The sequence below is a fragment of the Aquimarina hainanensis genome (genome assembly GCF_042684685.1).
GTDB classification, from domain to species: Bacteria; Bacteroidota; Bacteroidia; order Flavobacteriales; family Flavobacteriaceae; genus Aquimarina; species Aquimarina hainanensis.
The window spans coordinates 1-15,075 of record NZ_JBHULX010000033.1; the positions used below are offsets into that span (position 1 = coordinate 1).

Genomic DNA, 15,075 nt, shown 5'->3' on the forward strand with positions numbered 1-15,075 from the left:
TCCTGTATTTTTTTGTCTCGTTTTTTGGGAGTGAATCCGTAAGATTCACAACTCCCATTGAAGCAAAGACAATCGCTAAAACCGTTAATATTCCTTTGGTTGTTCTACTTTTCATTTTTTAATTCACTTAATTGATGGTCCAATAGTTTTTTTTCTGCTACTTCTTTTCTCTCTCTTGCTCTTTCTGCCTGATATTTTCTAATATTTAGAGCTATTGCTGTTATTCCGATTAACACCGCTATTCCAATATTTAATACATCAATCATAGAAAGACTAGCAACAGCAAGTGCAATTGTACTCATAGTGTTTTCTGTTTTCATTATTAATGGGGTTAAAGTCGAATTACGTTATATTCAACAATTACTTTTATTCTTCCTTTACCGCCTGTTGCCCCGATTTGTACGGACATTGTAAGCGGCTTATTGATCATATCATTACCTTGAACCGCCTGTGGAAGACATTTAAATACATGACTGCCTCCTGAGCTTAGTTGCATCTGCGCCGGAGTAACAGGTGCTATAGTCCCTGTTTTAAAATCAATCGTATCTCCTCCTTGATAAGCAGTGGTTAGTTTTTGTGTTACAACTATACTTTTGTAATCGTAAAGAATATCTGTTCCTGGAGCCGGTAGTAATTCCAAAGGAGTGTCTTGAATGAAATCAGTATCTATGTATTCTTTCTCGAACCTATGAGTTGTACTTGATACTATTGCGTCAACGCAAACAATACAATTGCTTACTTGTGCAGAATCACTTATCCCATTATTTCTTACTACTTTAAACGCTTTATATCCCGGATCAAGACCTGTCACTTCAATAGATGATGTACTAATCTCGCAATTGATTATTCTATTTGCTAAAAGATCATACGGATCTGTTCTGGAATATATATTGATGGATACAATCTGGTTTCTGTGGCTTAATAGTGTTCCCAAGCTCGAACTGCCTGTGTTAGATAAATACCCTTTACTAATGAACAACATCGTATTTGATGGGTCAGGACTGATTATTATGGGAGAATCATAGATTAACTCTTCTATGTTGTTGTATTGTTGCGTTCTACATTTAATTTGTCTATTAAATGGTGTGTTTCCTATGAGCTGGAATATTTTGTTATGAATCCCTGCTGCGGATATAGGTTTTTGCTGCCCTCGTTCACCATTTACAACTGTGGTAAAGTCTCCTCCGCTTTGAATATTCTGACTCACCCATGCATCAAGAACACCACTATTTATTGTTATCACTCCACTAGTATGAATTGGAAACGCTTTATATCCAGAAATCAATTCTCGCGGATCGTTTTTTATAAGACAATTAAGTAAAGTCCTATCGTACACATCTTTATCGTTACCAAAATATTGTGTAAGAACTATTTTAAAATACGAACCGGCGCTTTCACGCAATAAAAACGACACATCGTTATGACTGGCATACCATTCATTTTTAATTAGCAGGTAACGGTACCTTGTTCCGTTGTCTGTTGTATCAAGATAATAGTAGTTTGTTGTTGGATTAATTTCTGTTAAAGGCGTAGTTTGGTTAGGTACGCTACTAAATGTTGACTTTACCCAGGGAGATGTATTTCTGTAAACATCTCTAAAACGATCATGCAGCGTACCACTTTGCACTGGTTTATCTTTTATGTTTGTGTTTTTAGAAACAATATTAATCGCCGGTTGACTTATCTCGCTTATCTCAAGACTTTCTGATTTTCCGTTACTCCAAACATGAATAAGTGATTCTGGATTGAATGTGATTTGCCTGGGTAATTCATTGATACTTCTTGCTCTTTGACCTAGCTTGTTTAAGTACTCTGTCAATAGCTTTAATCTTTCTATTACCTCCGGGAAACTCATTTATAGTCATTTACATTTGCTTTGTAAAAATATTGCTCTGTTTCAGATTAATACTTTTGTTTTAGTTTCTATTTCCGTAGTGTCAGTGATATTTCGTTTAGAAATTTCTTTCATCCTATATCAAGCTTTTGTATATTTATATTATGGAAATAATACTATTAGCAATCGGTGCTTTTGTTATAGTTTCGAAGATTATAAAGAACGCTGGTAACTCAATATTTAATGACACCGAAAAAGGGTATTCCGGGAATATCGATAATACCCCGACTACTATAAACAACTACACTACTCACAACCATCTTCATATTACTAAAGATGATCTTGATAGACTTAAACAATGATTATTGTTTAATAAACCCTTCATCCGAATCAATAAGTGACGGGACTTCCGATAAGTCTCCAAAGAAGTCACTTCCTGACGGTACGCTTTGAGTAGTGTTTCTTGAGATCAACATTGTAGCTTTTATTATATAAAGATTAGTTTCACCTAACACTTCTGAAACATCAATTGATTCATTTTTGACACAAGGTACTCCGTCAATAAATACTTCATCTAAAGAGAGTAGTTGAACGATTTTTCTCATCATCCCTGTAGTTACAGGCTCTAGAGCTAAATATATCAACTCATATACCTCTGAATCTAATAACAATGAGGAAGTGTCTGTTTTATGTAATTCCTGGGTGTCGAGAACTTTAGCACTCTTTTGTCTGACACTAGGACGTATTTTATTTTCAATACCTGAATAATAATACATGTCATTATTAGTACTGCTCTTTGCTCTTAATTCAAATGTGTTTTCTTGATAATTCTTTACAGATATTAATTCGCTTAGAAATGTCCTTGCTCCAAATTCAGGATCAGAAAGCTCAATTTTAACTCTTATTTCTTGATTAGTATATGGAGCCATATTAGTTGTAAATTCAAATACCTCATAATCTAACCTATCGTAAATACACTTGATCTTTTGTGTTTCTTCAGGGTCTAAATGAAATAGGTCAAATACCATTGCGTAAGCTTTATCTCTATCACTATATACTATATCTATAATAGGTAAATAACGTTGCTCAACATAAAAGAAAGAAACGTAGTTTCCAATAATGGCGTAAGGTGGTAATTTTCCATTTAGATCGAACACTCCTTTCTCAACACCTGTATCGTAATCATATGTTTTCCCGGAAGTAAAATAGATTGCCGCTCTTTGGTTAATCCCTGTTAGTATACCATCTCTTGCGTCTTTTATTTCCTGATTGCTTGTTATTTGATCAACTATTAGCCGGGTTTCATCTCCGTTACGATCTACAATAAAAGCTTCTTGGTTCTTGTAATTTGTTTTTATTTGAGTAATCGGAGAGTCGCATGTTTGAAATTGCTGTATTTCTGTATAAGGAAGATACACGTTTTCTTCATGACTTAGTGTGTTGTTCTCTGTTTTGTAGTTTCCGCACACCCCCCAATCTATTCTTTCTGCAAAGCGGATTGAATTCTGCTTTGATATATGTACTACTTTTCTTTTACTCATTTATAAGCTTTTAATAGTTTCCATTTTCCTTTTCCGTTTGGCTTGCAATTAAACAAAAAGCCTCTTTCGTATTTTCCTTTTCTTTTGTACTCAACTAGCCCATAAAAATTTGGCACCTGCTTGCCTTGAACAAGTGTTGTTCCTTCAATTTGTTTCATTATTCTGGAATCGACAACATGTTCGAATTCTACCCAATCAGGAGTATACAAAGGTCTATTTAGTTCAGAATTAAGTATTCTTCCGTTTTCAGCATGTTCATTGTTTTGTTTCATTTTTGTCACCAGCTTGCTGTTTCCTTCCGAACTTCCATAACTTATATATTTTTCCGGATACTTGTCTAAACAAGGAGAAATAACATCTCCATGCCTTTTAAGGATATTTATTGGTGAAAGCCTGAGATTTGAAGCTGTTTCAGGACTGAAAACTCCTTTAGGTTTTTCAGAAAAATCATCTTGCCATTTTCTAAGAGAATAAACATCGGGTTTAACTTTTTTCATATCCAACAAGAATATTTCCTTATCATATCTATGGTCTTCTGTAGGGTAATCTTTTTGTGGTTTTCTTCTCGCGAATTCCATTGGGTATACCCCTGCTAGATACTTTGATATTTTAGTATAAGATTTAGACACACGTGTAATACATGTCTGGAACGTTGTTTTTGCGTTATATTCGTCTAATCCCATTGCTTCTTCGTTTTCCCAACCTTTCGCATAGCCTATGTCTATACTTGAATAGCAATATTCTTTAGCTCGTGTTCTTTGATAATTAGATACTTCGTTCGGTAGTCTTATTGTCACAACGTTTTGATAAAAATAGCTCTCTTTTTCTACTCTAATACGTTCTTTTCCTCTATACATTTCTATGCCCATTCCTAGATTCCATACTGCGTCTAAAGAATCAAAATAATCTCTAAAAGATGTTGCAAAGCCTTTGTATTTGTTTTGCTCTGTTCTGTCTCTTCCTGTAAATTGACGCAACCAAAAACCATGTGCCATACCTAAATATGAAGCTTCTCCATCTTCTTTATAGCCTATTTCTTTCCTTCCTGATACTTCACTGTGGAAGTTTTCTGTACTTCCTGTGATTATATGCGCTAATCTACTCCCTAGCTCATGTGCAAGTATTACTTCTGACTTTGTAGATTTGAATTCGCTGTCTTCTTCAATCGTAATATCACATTCAATGTCATATGCCGTGGTTTGCATGATTGCATTATGCCCATTTTGCCCGTCCATTAATTGGTTAAAATGTAGAGCCAAGCTTTCTCCTTCATTAAGCGTTATCTCTCCTTCGTAAGTTAGCTCAAATGGTCCTCTTTCAATAATACCTGCCTTATTTAAATACAACATCTCATCTTCGTGCTTTTTGAAATCCAAGCTTGCTCCGTTTTGGTATGAGCTTAATAGAACCTTGTATTCTGCCCACCTGGTATCATCAAGATGGTAATTAATATCAAAAACTAGGTTTATTTTGATTTTTAATTTCCTCTCCCTGTCTGCATTGTAAAAGAACATATTTCCCACGTTTCCTTTTGCATTTCTTTCATGAGAATTATCACCGATGGTAGTATTAGGGAGTACAGACTTTAAGTGTTCATGAGATCTGTTCTTTACCTTTAACGGAACACCAACAGTCATACCTCTAGTGTTCCCGTTTGTGGAATTCCTCATTGTTGCAGTATTGTCTGTTGTAGGAACATACATAGTTGAAGAAAGAAAAATTCTTTTACCGTCTAGTTCAACTCTTTCTGTACTCAACTCTGATATTGGTCTCCCATCAAGTGTAGTTAGTCTTTCGATTTCTACTTTTTCACTTTCTTTTGATTTGAGAATTTGGTGAAGCCCTCCAGAGTTGAATTTCAATGAAACCTGACTTTCCTTTTCTTTAATGGTTGACATGTCTAACTCTCCGGTGTATGACTCTTCCCAAAAATCTGTTTGATGATTTCTCTCTTCTCTTGTTAAGGTTACTTTTGCTTCAATCCCCTCCATCTCATCGATCTGCAGCAAATAGTCTTTGGCTGTTCCAATAAAGGTTAGGTTATTTGAGAATTTCGCAATTACACCACTGTACTTAAGATTTCTAGAGTATTCTTTCTCATCAGTTCTCCAACCAATAGGCTCTGGAATAACGGATCTACCGTATTTATCATGATACAAGATGTATCTTACTCTGTCAAAATAAGCTGGATTAATATTTCCCATTATGCTTGCCAATTATTATTTTGTAGCCTAAACCACTGGTGGTCTATATCCGGTGGCGGCGTTTGATTCACAATTACATTTGTTTTTATCTTTTCTGTTGCTTCCGTATTTTTCTTCATCTCATTAAGCAATTCATTGTAATTATTATTAAGCACCATGCTAGCTTGAAAGTCGTTTAGTTTCTTTTGTTTAACTTCAAGATTTGTCAATATGGCTGCGCTCATTAATTTGTTATACGCTTCTATGCTTGGAACAACTTTTGTTGATTTTGGTAGATCTAATATTGTTGGCTTACTTACAACGTAAGCATCTTTACCCGGTTCAAGAATCACTTCCGGTCTTTCTTCTCCAACCAAAGCATCTCCTCCTGGGTGATGCTCTGTTCCTTTAGCGTATTGAGGTATTTTCTGAGCTGCAACTGTTGCTAATTGCACAGCTCCAAGAGATGATACAAAGGCTGTCATTAGTCCCGCTGAAACACCAAAGTCCACTTTTGGAACTTCTGCCCATATTCCAATCAAAGCCTTTGCTGTGTTCATTGCTATTTCTGATGCAGCAAGTGCTTTATTGAATATAGCCTGTTTTCTTTGTTGTTTTCTTTTCTTAGCCTCTAACGCTTCTCTTTCCTTTTCTCGTTTGTCTTCGATCCCCTTTCGCTCCTCTTCTGTCAAGTTTTCGTTTTCTAAAAGCTTATCATACTTCTCGTCATTCTTTGCTATTTCTTCATCTATCATAGCAATTCGTGAATCAAAAACCTCGTTTCCTAATCCGTCTAATATTTCTCCTGCTTTCTGCGCAACTTCTTCGTAGAATTCCTTTTTCTTTTCTAAATTTAAGTCATCATCTCCGCTATTTGATGCTTCTGCTAAATCAGACTTCGCCTTGGCTAGTTTTTGCTCGTACTCTGCTCTTTTAGTTGCGCTTAACTCTTCATTATCCAGAAGTTTTTCAATAACATCAATCTGAGCCTCTAAGGCTTTTATAGCATATCGTCTTTTTATTTCAGCAATGCGTTTTTCTCTTTCTTCTACAGCATTTACTGCGTCCTTATATATACCTTCCTTGTTTTTAAAAGCCTGATATTCTGAAGCTATCTCTTCTGACAAGGCTTTTTCTGTTATTGCTTTCTGTAGCTCTGCTTGTTCTTTTATATATTCAAGTTCAAGCTTATCTTGTCCTTCTTCTCTTTTTAGATCCAGAGATTTTAAAGCTGACTGTTTTTGTTTTTCGATCAAAAGTCTGGCGCTTGATTCCCGTTTAGCAATCTCTTCCTTAAGTGCAATTGCACGACTTCCCCCTGCTGCTATAATTTTAAGTTCTTCGTTAGTAGCATAGTTAATCTTTCTTAACTTGACTTCGGTCTGGAAGTTTATTAAATCGGTTTCAGCTTCAATCTGCTTTTTTAAAGCTTCTTGCCTTTCTTCAATAGAATATTTTTCATTTTCAAAAATACTTTTGGCTGCTTCAATTCTTTGTTTCTTAACATGTTCAACAAGACTGATTGTGTCTTCTGCTATTCTTTTTTCAATCTCTTTCCTTTCTTTTTCGCTTTTCTCTGAAGTGTCTTTCTTAGCATTAACTGTGGTCTTTCTGGCTGGTGTTCCTTCTTCACTTAATGATATTTTCCCTTTCTTTAAGTAATTAACTAGTGTGCTGTCAAGTGTTTTAATTTGCTCTTTTAAATCCTTAATCTTTTTATTTTTTTTATCGATCGATTTATTCAGAACATTATCAGTAAACGCTGTTGCGTTACCAACAGTTTTTATCGCGGCAGCCGTTTGATCCCATAGGTTGACATTTTCACCAACAACAATGTTTTCGGCATCGACAAGCTTTTTCATAAGTTCTGTTTTCTTTTCTGAAAGTGCTTGAGCTAATGCTTTCCTGTCCAACTCTTTGATGTAATCTTCAACTGCTTTTGTAGCCTCTTTAGTATTGATCGTTTCTAGCGTAATATTCCCTAAATATTCCGGGCTTAATTTGTTAATCTTTTTAATCGCTTTTTCTCTTTCCTCTTTGCTTATTTTTTCATTTTTTGCAATTTTAATCAAGCTTTCTAAATTGCTTTTTTCTTTGATTGTATTTTTTGCTGCTAATTTTTGTGCAGAAGCCACCGCGTTATAAGACTTACCTAAATTACTTAGCTCATAGACAAGTGATGCAACTAAGACCAAAGCAATTCCCATTCCTGACTTTATAAGTGATGCCTTAAGCGCTTTCATCGAACGGACTGCTGACATGACACCTCTATTCATTGCAACAATTGCTATTCTGTGCGCTACTGTTGCAGCTGTTGCTATCTTTTGCGCCAGTCCGTACGTAATGATCACACCTTTATAAGCAAGCCAAATTGCAGCAGCAGTTGTTATTGCTCCTATTATATTTTTAAGATTTTTTGCCAAATAAACAAGTATCACCTTTAGCTTGTTGCTAGCTCCTGAAGACTCATCTACACCTAACACATATCCTTCCCAGGCAGACTTTAATAATCTTAATGCACCATCCAGTGAATCCAATTGAGTATCTGCCATTCTCTTAGCTGCTCCTTCTGAGTGCTCATACTCTTTAGTTAAATATTTTAAAGCGTCTGCTCCTTTAAGAATAACTTCTTTATTATTTATCATTGCGGTTACTTGTCCGTTGACAAGAGATGTCATCTGCTTGTTAGCATGTGCTCCGAATAAAGTTGCAATTGCTGCCGCCTTTTGCTCTGTTGTTAACCCTTTGAACCTTTCATTTAAGTGTTCCACCATTTTGGTTAACCCAATAAATTCGCCCTGAGAGTCAAAGAATTGAAGGTTCAACTCCTTCATCTTGGTGAGCATTTTCTTAGTTGGTTTTGACAAACGGTTTAAAGCAGTGTTTAGTGAATTTGTAGCGTCTGTACCTTTTATTCCAGAATTTCCTAGTATCCCTATAGCTCCAGACACTTCGGTCATTGGTATTTTTAAATTCCTTGCTGTTGGAGCAATCTCTTTGAATGAATCTCCTAAGGATTCAATACTTGTATTTGTGCTTGTGGCTGTTCTTGCTAAAACATCAACTACTTCGTTTGTTCTGTCGGCTGAATACCCAAACCCAGAAAGAACGTTTGATGCAATATCCGCAGCTTTAGCTAGTGATATATTTCCTGCAGCTGCGAGGTTCAATACTTCTGGTGTTGCTTTAAGTATTTGATTTGTGTTGTATCCTGCCATTGCCAAAAGACTCATTGCTTTAGCTGCCTCATTAGCAGTAAACACAGTGGTTTCCCCAAGTTTTCTAGCTAACACCTCTAATTCCTTAGCGTCAGATCGTGTAATAGCTCGAAGATTCGCCATCTCTTTGCTAAATTCCCTTATTATTTTAAAGCTGTTGGATAAAACTTGTGTGAATGCTATAAAACCACCAGTATAGCCAAGCGCACTTACAAGTGATGAGTATATCCCTTTTAATTGCGATAGGTTTCTTCCGTATTCACCAACAAATCTTTGGCTCTGTCCTAGAGCTTGGTCTAGCTTTTTAAGACGGGCATCTAGTTTAATTACTTCTTGTTGCGCTTTCTTGAATTGTTTCGATGTTTCCCCAAATGCAACACCTACATCTTTAGCTTTGTTTCTTGCTTCTGTTAGTTTTCTGTTAAGCTTTTCGTAGGGACCAACAAGACCTAAGGTCGCTCTTGCCTGGTACTTTTTGATTTTTGCTAACGCTTGGTTTTTAACTTTTTCCTCTATCGTTAGCTTTATGTTCTTTTTCTTGACTCTCGTTAGCTTATTTTCTATTTCAATTGCTAATTTCTCTTGACGTAATTTCTCTGTTTTAGCCTTTTGTAAATTTAGATAAGCTTCCTTCTCTTGCTTGACCGCTGCTGTAGCTTTATTTCTTAACTCTATCTCTTTCTTTTTGACCTCCAGAACTTCATTTCTACCTTTGGCAGAACGGAATTCATTTTCAATCTTTGCGTATTCCAGAGCTGCTTCCTTTACTTTTTTAAAAGAATCACGCCATTGCTCATTTGCTTTAATTGCAGGATCTAAGCTACGAGCAAACTTTTTTCCGATATCATAGACTTTTTTTTCTACAATATCTGGTTCTTGTATTTTACCTCCCTTCGCCATTTGCTTGTAGTGCTTCTATTTTTTGATTGGAAATTTCAACATGCGCATTGAATTGTGATAATGTAATTGTGTTAGTGTCGACAAAGCCTAATCCATTAATAGCTGCGCAGCTAAGTACAATCATATCGAAAGTAGGCTTGTTTTCTATTTTTTGTTTCGGTAGTTTCTTTTGTAGTCTTTTAATTATAATGTTAAGTGCCTTACTTTCCCTAGTTATCGTATTTAAATCCTTGGTCATGTTTCCGGTAAACATATAGCCATATCCTTTGAGTAGATCTATTAACTCATCATCATTCTCTTTATGAAGATATTTTATCGCAAGCTTTATTGATTCATATTTTGCCTCTAACCCTTCTATTTTCTTTATAAGATCTGTTGCTTTATCTTCTTCTTTTGTATTGGAGCTGTTTTCCTTCTCTATTTTACTCCATGCTTCCTGTAATTCGGATTCACTTGCCGGTCCTGTTGTTAACAATGAAAGGTCGTTTGTTTCAAGTATTTTGAAGTATATTTTAGCGGGCACTGTATCAACTGAATCGTATATCATTAGAGTAGATTGTTTTTGTAGTATTGTAAAAGAAAAGGTGATATCTTCTTGTCTATCACCTTTTTTAGTTCTTTATCACTCAAACCGAAAAGATCGTCTGACAGTAGGTTTTTTAATACTTTTTGTTTTTTGGGGTCTTTTGTATCAAAAAAAACACTGTCAGAATCAACCTTTACGAACAAATTGTTAAGGAAATCACCTGTGTCCTTTAAATCGTAAGGATCTCCTGCTTTTTTGATTTTACCACCTTTTCCTAATAACAAATTGTTTGTGGTGATAAATTCTGTTGCTGGAGAATAAAAACCTAAGGGGTTACCGTTGACATCTTGTGACTTCTCATGAATTTGTTTTCTGTTAAGTTCAGCTAAATAGCTTTCTAAAGAGCGAATGAACTTAAATAAGTCCTTTCTAACCTTCTCAGGTGTTAACTTTATTGCTTTTTGTTGAACTTGCAGAAAGTTTGGCATTTTTGTTTGTTGCTACTTTATGTGCTTCTTTTTTTTCTTCTTCTGTCATTCCAGATAGGTGTAGTTTGTATTTGTCTTTAAATTCCGAGAAAGACAATTCTATTCCTTCCCGGAATGTGATATTCTTATATGTTCTCATTTTTTCTATAAATTAAGATCGATCCTTGCACCTTCATACATAATGTTAGACTGTACAATTACTCCATTGGTTTCGATTGTTCCTGGCATAAAAGCACCAGTTAAGACGTAGGCTTGCTCTTCTTCTGAGAAAGACATTGCGTCGATAATCTGCTTATCGCCTGTTGTGTTCTTCATGACAAAATCCGAAATCTGTAGATTATCCACAGCGTTACCATCTAGAGTGTATGCTGACATTTTTATGTTTGCAGGATCAGACTCAATAATGTTAAATCGCACATCATAGATCCCTTCGTATATCCCTAGATCAAAATCAGGGATCAAAACGTGTGCGTTATGTTCAAACGAATTGTAATCCTTGTACACTAGTTCAGCAATTGTTGTCATTGGGTCACCCCCAATAACTGGCTCTTGCATCATTCCTACGATAAATTCACTTAGTTTTTGCCCAACTATTTTTCCATTTTGGTATTCTGTTTTGATTTTACCATCTCTGGTGAACTCTATGACACGTGTGTATCCGCTATTTGAGAATGACTTTAAAGCCGCGTGACTATGCATGTCTAGGTGGTGTTTTGCTTTTAGTCCTTTTCTAGCTTGTTTGGTTTCAATCTTCATTGTCCTAGACTCATAATATGTAGCTTCAGAATTTGAAAGCTCCGAACCTTCCACACTAAACATCACAGCAAGGTCTTTGTTCATTTTAGCAGTGTCCCATGCTGATTTTGATTTAGCTTCTTCCACAGAATTAAAACCAAAATTATCCTTTGTCAAGGCATAATTAATAGTTTCTTCAAACAAATCCTGCTTTCCTTTCCCTGTATTGCGCGTCGTTTTTGTTGACGAGCTATTTTCTAGTAATATCATTACGTTTTTGTGTTTTTAATGATCTAATTGATACTTTATCTCGCCTCTAAATCTTATGAAGTGATAAGGCTGCATATCAATTAGGTTGTGTTTAAAATCTTCTAATGCTTCTTTCCCTTTTGTGATTGTCATTTTTGATAGATAAAAAAATCTTGTTTTTCTAAACAATCGGTATATCTCTCTCTTGAATTCTTCATCTGCCCGATGTTTTATATCTGGATAGGCTTTTTCAAGGTTAACCAAGAATATTATATCAACTTCGGTAGCGCTCATTGTCATTTGAGATTCTGTGGTCTCATTCTCTACAAAGAAATACCTAAGCGTGTATCTATCATCAATAAGCACTTCGGTATGCTCTCCGTTACCTGCATAATGCACCGGCACTATTGAATCATGTCTTTCGTCTAAATACACTCTACCAAATCCCTCTATATTTTCAAAAGAAAGTCTTTCATATAGCTTGGTTTGTAGTTCTTGGATGAGTACATCTACACCTACCGGGTTATCTTTTACATGATTCATTACCAAATTTTTGCATTATCAATAATTATTCTTTTTGGAAATATGACCTTTTGAGCTTTGCGTATGGCGTTTCTCAAATCACTCTTAATACCTACCGACCTCACATCGCCATCAACCTTAAGCCCTTCTAGTTCTATCTTAAGTGCTTGATAGGCTCCTTCAGCTTGGCGAACTGTTGCGTTTCGTCGGTTTGTGCTAATCATTTGCTCAATTGATTTACATGCTACTCTGTAGCCTATTGCGTCATCAAATATCTGAGGTCTTTCAATGATTAACTTAGAGTAATCTTTTTCGTACTGATAATCTTCATGTGTATCCAGTATTCTCCCTAAAACAAAATAAACAGTGTCAGTTTTTAATTGTTTTAAATACTCATTAAAAGGTACACTTTCCATGTCGACTATTTCAGTTGTCTCATAGAGATTATGAATTGAAACCAAGCTATGGAAAGAAGAGAATAACCTCTTGGAAGTTCCGACAGCATTAGAGGTATCAATCGATACCTCGTGAGAACTGCCGAATCCTATCCTATCAATTAGAGACGCTATTGCTTCATCGCTATACATACTTACCTAGTGTTTGCGATTGCTTGTTCAAATATTTTTATTCCTTCCTGAGAAAGAGAATTGATCTTATTTAGCAAAGTGATGTCCTTATTGGTGATTTTTGCATTTACGCTATCATCTGCTTTGTTTAACCCATCAACGATGACTTGCTTAGGATAGTTAGCGTTTTTGTAAGTTACTATGTCGTCGCCTTCTGTCTGCTCATCTGTCTCTGCCTCTTCTGTGTCTAAATAGAAAATAGTATCTACATTCTGAAGAACTGGTATTGCGATCGCTTGCCCTGTTGTCTTCCTGCTTACTGGATCAGTAGTTCCTTCATTGCTAATCAGAATATACTTGTTTGGTTTAGTGTAACTTACCCCTTCCGTTGGCAGCACCTCTTCTGCAAGAGTACTGTACGCTAAACTACCTATTTTTGATCCGCTTGTAAAAACGATCATGTTTTCTTTCCAAGCCTTAACCCTTGTTGTTTTCCCGTTTTTCTGCTTCCTAAAGGCTCTATCTATTATTCTTAAGCGCAGACCAAGATTTGTAGCAAAATACTCCGACAGTTGGTTATTTGATAAGGTTGGTATTTTGTCAGAAAGTATATTCAGATTGAAGGCGAAATTTTGCTTCATCTGGTCATTTGTTTTAAGCAGTCTCGCTGTCCCGGCATCCATCCAAATAGTGTCTACAATATTATCAGACTCGCTTACTACTCTTTGGATGTCATCTAAAGGAAGAGCTTCTGGATTACTCCATTTAACAGTAGCACCGAACTTGTTACTGTCAGGAATATTGTAGTCTACGCGAACTCCTGTTCCTGTGTTCTTTTCTTCTTTTATTAGAGTCGCTCCGTTGGACAGTCCAATTAAGAACATTTCTTCCATTAATTCTTTTATACCAAGAATACAACTTTTAGAGTCACCAAATAACTTTCTTATTAATTCCTTAATTCTGCCTGGGAATTTCGTTAAGATGATAAGCGTATTCATTTGCTTTTCATTTAAAAGAAATTTTAATCCCGACTTTGGTATTTCTCCACTGGCGGCAGATATAGCACCTCTACGCTTAATCGGTAAAGGTGAATCATAAGCAACAACATCAGCAGTTATTCGTGTAAATCTTCCAGAGATAGACTCGAAAGTCATATCCGGGGAGTATTCTTCATCTAGCATTTCATCATGAAGGTATGTTTGATCTTCCTTTGTTCCTGCTATTTGTTCGTAATATCTTTTTATTACCTTACGGAAATATTTTTTTATTAAATCTTTAAACATTATTTCTTAGTCTTCTTGGTTTTGTATTCCTTCTCTTTGTAAAACAGCAAGAGCTTTATCCGTAAAAGGATATTTAACCGCTGCATTGTTGATTACTCCTACCGTCATTACTCCTGCTGATGGTACTGCTGTTCTGGTTGTTGATGCCACTACTCCAATTAAGAGATCTTCCTTTGTTCCGTCTATTGGTTGTGGCTTATACACTCCTTCTTCCTTGATCACTCCATGACCTGTGTAGATATATTTATCTTCCCATCCTGTTACATCAAGCCCCACACCCCCTTCTATACCGTGGATGTATTTTTTGATAGCCACATCCCAAGGTCCACCTTCGAATGTTTCTTTAACTTGTCCTAAATTAATTACCATTATTTATTATTTGTTTATCCTACGATATCATTAACTTCAGCGTCAGTCGCTTCTTGATTGCTTGAGCCAACCGGAGGTGCTCCAGAAATATCTCTTGAATCCGCATATCCTTGAACAAGATCAGTGTATTCCTGCTCGAAGTCTTTCACTTGATCTTCAAAAGAAATATCAGAATCTAGGTTGAAGCGATTCAGGTATCTTTCCTTTAGCCCAGGGGCTAATGCTTTAAATACCTCTGAATCGTCGAAAGCTTTTTTTGCCAACACTTTCTTGTCTTCAGTCGCTTTTCCTTTCTCTAATACCTCTATTTTTTCCGCAAGTTTTCTGTTACTCTCCAATATCTCATCTAACCACTCAGGTTTATTGCTCGATTCTTCCTTTCTTGGTTCTGGTATTGGGTCCGGTGTTGGCTTTGTCTCTCCCTTTGATTTTGCTTCCAATGTTCGCATTTTGTCATCATCTCTTGCTATTTCTTCAAATGAATGAAAGTCGTTAGCTGTTTTGATGATTTCATCAACTTGCTCATCGGTTGCATTGTCGTCTGGTTTGTTTTTAAGTCTTTCCGCTATCGCGTCTAGCCTTTTAGTAGATAAGTTAGCCTTAGGAAATAATTCCTTAAGTCTTTCCTTGATTCTTGTTGCTTCTACTGCCATAATTAATT

At 35.9% G+C, this 15,075-nt stretch carries 15 protein-coding genes; 1 reads left to right on the forward strand and 14 read right to left on the reverse strand.

What is annotated here, in order from left to right:
• Window positions 1-104 precede the first annotated feature (104 nt).
• Together ACFSTE_RS15750 and ACFSTE_RS15755 are read right to left on the reverse strand one after the other, a co-directional pair.
• Window positions 105-320 (reverse strand): hypothetical protein, encoded by a 216-nt coding sequence (locus tag ACFSTE_RS15750; RefSeq protein WP_378256692.1) that lies wholly within the window; start codon window positions 318-320, stop codon window positions 105-107.
• A gap of 11 nt (window positions 321-331) precedes the next feature.
• On the reverse strand, window positions 332-1,855 hold the full coding sequence (locus ACFSTE_RS15755; RefSeq protein ID WP_378256694.1) for a hypothetical protein: 1,524 nt from the start codon (window positions 1,853-1,855) through the stop codon (window positions 332-334).
• A 143-nt stretch (window positions 1,856-1,998) separates the two neighbouring features.
• On the opposite strand from ACFSTE_RS15755, the gene ACFSTE_RS15760 reads away from it, so the two are divergent.
• A complete protein-coding gene (locus ACFSTE_RS15760; RefSeq protein WP_378256696.1) occupies window positions 1,999-2,196 on the forward strand; it encodes a hypothetical protein in 198 nt (65 codons plus the stop codon).
• Here the strand turns inward: ACFSTE_RS15760 and ACFSTE_RS15765 are convergent, their stop codons facing one another.
• The 12 genes from ACFSTE_RS15765 to ACFSTE_RS15820 are packed head-to-tail and all read right to left on the reverse strand — an operon-like array spanning window position 2,197 to window position 15,067.
• Entirely contained in the window at window positions 2,197-3,375 is a 1,179-nt protein-coding gene (locus ACFSTE_RS15765; RefSeq protein WP_378256698.1) for a hypothetical protein, read from the reverse strand. It abuts the gene before it with no gap.
• Window positions 3,372-5,579 carry a hypothetical protein gene (locus tag ACFSTE_RS15770; protein ID WP_378298263.1) on the reverse strand — a complete coding sequence of 736 codons (2,208 nt, stop codon included), beginning with the start codon at window positions 5,577-5,579 and terminating at the stop codon, window positions 3,372-3,374. Before ACFSTE_RS15770 ends, ACFSTE_RS15765 begins: the two co-directional genes overlap by 4 nt.
• Window positions 5,579-9,676 (reverse strand): phage tail tape measure protein, encoded by a 4,098-nt coding sequence (locus ACFSTE_RS15775; RefSeq protein ID WP_378256702.1) that lies wholly within the window; start codon window positions 9,674-9,676, stop codon window positions 5,579-5,581. The genes ACFSTE_RS15770 and ACFSTE_RS15775 overlap by 1 nt, the downstream gene beginning before the upstream one ends.
• Window positions 9,660-10,223 carry a hypothetical protein gene (locus tag ACFSTE_RS15780; RefSeq protein ID WP_378256704.1) on the reverse strand — a complete coding sequence of 188 codons (564 nt, stop codon included), beginning with the start codon at window positions 10,221-10,223 and terminating at the stop codon, window positions 9,660-9,662. Before ACFSTE_RS15780 ends, ACFSTE_RS15775 begins: the two co-directional genes overlap by 17 nt.
• The gene (locus ACFSTE_RS15785) at window positions 10,223-10,690 is read right to left on the reverse strand and encodes a hypothetical protein (protein WP_378256706.1); all 468 of its coding nucleotides are present in this window, start codon (window positions 10,688-10,690) and stop codon (window positions 10,223-10,225) included. The genes ACFSTE_RS15780 and ACFSTE_RS15785 overlap by 1 nt, the downstream gene beginning before the upstream one ends.
• A complete protein-coding gene (locus ACFSTE_RS15790; protein ID WP_378256708.1) occupies window positions 10,641-10,829 on the reverse strand; it encodes a hypothetical protein in 189 nt (62 codons plus the stop codon). Before ACFSTE_RS15790 ends, ACFSTE_RS15785 begins: the two co-directional genes overlap by 50 nt.
• A gap of 5 nt (window positions 10,830-10,834) precedes the next feature.
• Complete coding sequence (locus ACFSTE_RS15795; protein ID WP_378298265.1) at window positions 10,835-11,695, reverse strand: hypothetical protein; 861 nt, start codon at window positions 11,693-11,695, stop codon at window positions 10,835-10,837.
• Window positions 11,696-11,710: 15 nt separating this feature from the next.
• A complete protein-coding gene (locus ACFSTE_RS15800; protein ID WP_378256712.1) occupies window positions 11,711-12,217 on the reverse strand; it encodes a hypothetical protein in 507 nt (168 codons plus the stop codon).
• Window positions 12,217-12,783, reverse strand: a complete 567-nt coding sequence (locus ACFSTE_RS15805; protein WP_378298267.1) for a hypothetical protein — start codon at window positions 12,781-12,783, stop codon at window positions 12,217-12,219. Before ACFSTE_RS15805 ends, ACFSTE_RS15800 begins: the two co-directional genes overlap by 1 nt.
• A gap of 2 nt (window positions 12,784-12,785) precedes the next feature.
• Entirely contained in the window at window positions 12,786-14,045 is a 1,260-nt protein-coding gene (locus ACFSTE_RS15810; RefSeq protein WP_378256715.1) for a major capsid protein, read from the reverse strand.
• A gap of 6 nt (window positions 14,046-14,051) precedes the next feature.
• The gene (locus ACFSTE_RS15815) at window positions 14,052-14,414 is read right to left on the reverse strand and encodes a hypothetical protein (protein ID WP_378256717.1); all 363 of its coding nucleotides are present in this window, start codon (window positions 14,412-14,414) and stop codon (window positions 14,052-14,054) included.
• Between the two features lie 14 nt (window positions 14,415-14,428).
• The gene (locus ACFSTE_RS15820; RefSeq protein WP_378298269.1) at window positions 14,429-15,067 is read right to left on the reverse strand and encodes a hypothetical protein; all 639 of its coding nucleotides are present in this window, start codon (window positions 15,065-15,067) and stop codon (window positions 14,429-14,431) included.
• Between the last annotated feature and the right edge of the window lie 8 nt (window positions 15,068-15,075).

Excerpts from the sequence above, each read along its gene's own strand:
- ACFSTE_RS15775 (WP_378256702.1), bottom strand. The coding sequence starts at position 9,676 with ATGGCGAAGGGAGGTAAAATACAAGAACCAGATATTGTAGAAAAAAAA.
- ACFSTE_RS15750 (WP_378256692.1), bottom strand. The coding sequence starts at position 320 with ATGAAAACAGAAAACACTATGAGTACAATTGCACTTGCTGTTGCTAGT.
- ACFSTE_RS15795 (WP_378298265.1), bottom strand. The coding sequence starts at position 11,695 with ATGATATTACTAGAAAATAGCTCGTCAACAAAAACGACGCGCAATACA.
- ACFSTE_RS15770 (WP_378298263.1), bottom strand. The coding sequence starts at position 5,579 with ATGGGAAATATTAATCCAGCTTATTTTGACAGAGTAAGATACATCTTG.
- ACFSTE_RS15805 (WP_378298267.1), bottom strand. The coding sequence starts at position 12,783 with ATGTATAGCGATGAAGCAATAGCGTCTCTAATTGATAGGATAGGATTC.
- ACFSTE_RS15800 (WP_378256712.1), bottom strand. The coding sequence starts at position 12,217 with ATGAATCATGTAAAAGATAACCCGGTAGGTGTAGATGTACTCATCCAA.
- ACFSTE_RS15780 (WP_378256704.1), bottom strand. The coding sequence starts at position 10,223 with ATGATATACGATTCAGTTGATACAGTGCCCGCTAAAATATACTTCAAA.
- ACFSTE_RS15790 (WP_378256708.1), bottom strand. The coding sequence starts at position 10,829 with ATGAGAACATATAAGAATATCACATTCCGGGAAGGAATAGAATTGTCT.
- ACFSTE_RS15760 (WP_378256696.1), top strand. The coding sequence starts at position 1,999 with ATGGAAATAATACTATTAGCAATCGGTGCTTTTGTTATAGTTTCGAAG.
- ACFSTE_RS15765 (WP_378256698.1), bottom strand. The coding sequence starts at position 3,375 with ATGAGTAAAAGAAAAGTAGTACATATATCAAAGCAGAATTCAATCCGC.
- ACFSTE_RS15755 (WP_378256694.1), bottom strand. The coding sequence starts at position 1,855 with ATGAGTTTCCCGGAGGTAATAGAAAGATTAAAGCTATTGACAGAGTAC.
- ACFSTE_RS15785 (WP_378256706.1), bottom strand. The coding sequence starts at position 10,690 with ATGCCAAACTTTCTGCAAGTTCAACAAAAAGCAATAAAGTTAACACCT.
- ACFSTE_RS15815 (WP_378256717.1), bottom strand. The coding sequence starts at position 14,414 with ATGGTAATTAATTTAGGACAAGTTAAAGAAACATTCGAAGGTGGACCT.
- ACFSTE_RS15820 (WP_378298269.1), bottom strand. The coding sequence starts at position 15,067 with ATGGCAGTAGAAGCAACAAGAATCAAGGAAAGACTTAAGGAATTATTT.
- ACFSTE_RS15810 (WP_378256715.1), bottom strand. The coding sequence starts at position 14,045 with ATGTTTAAAGATTTAATAAAAAAATATTTCCGTAAGGTAATAAAAAGA.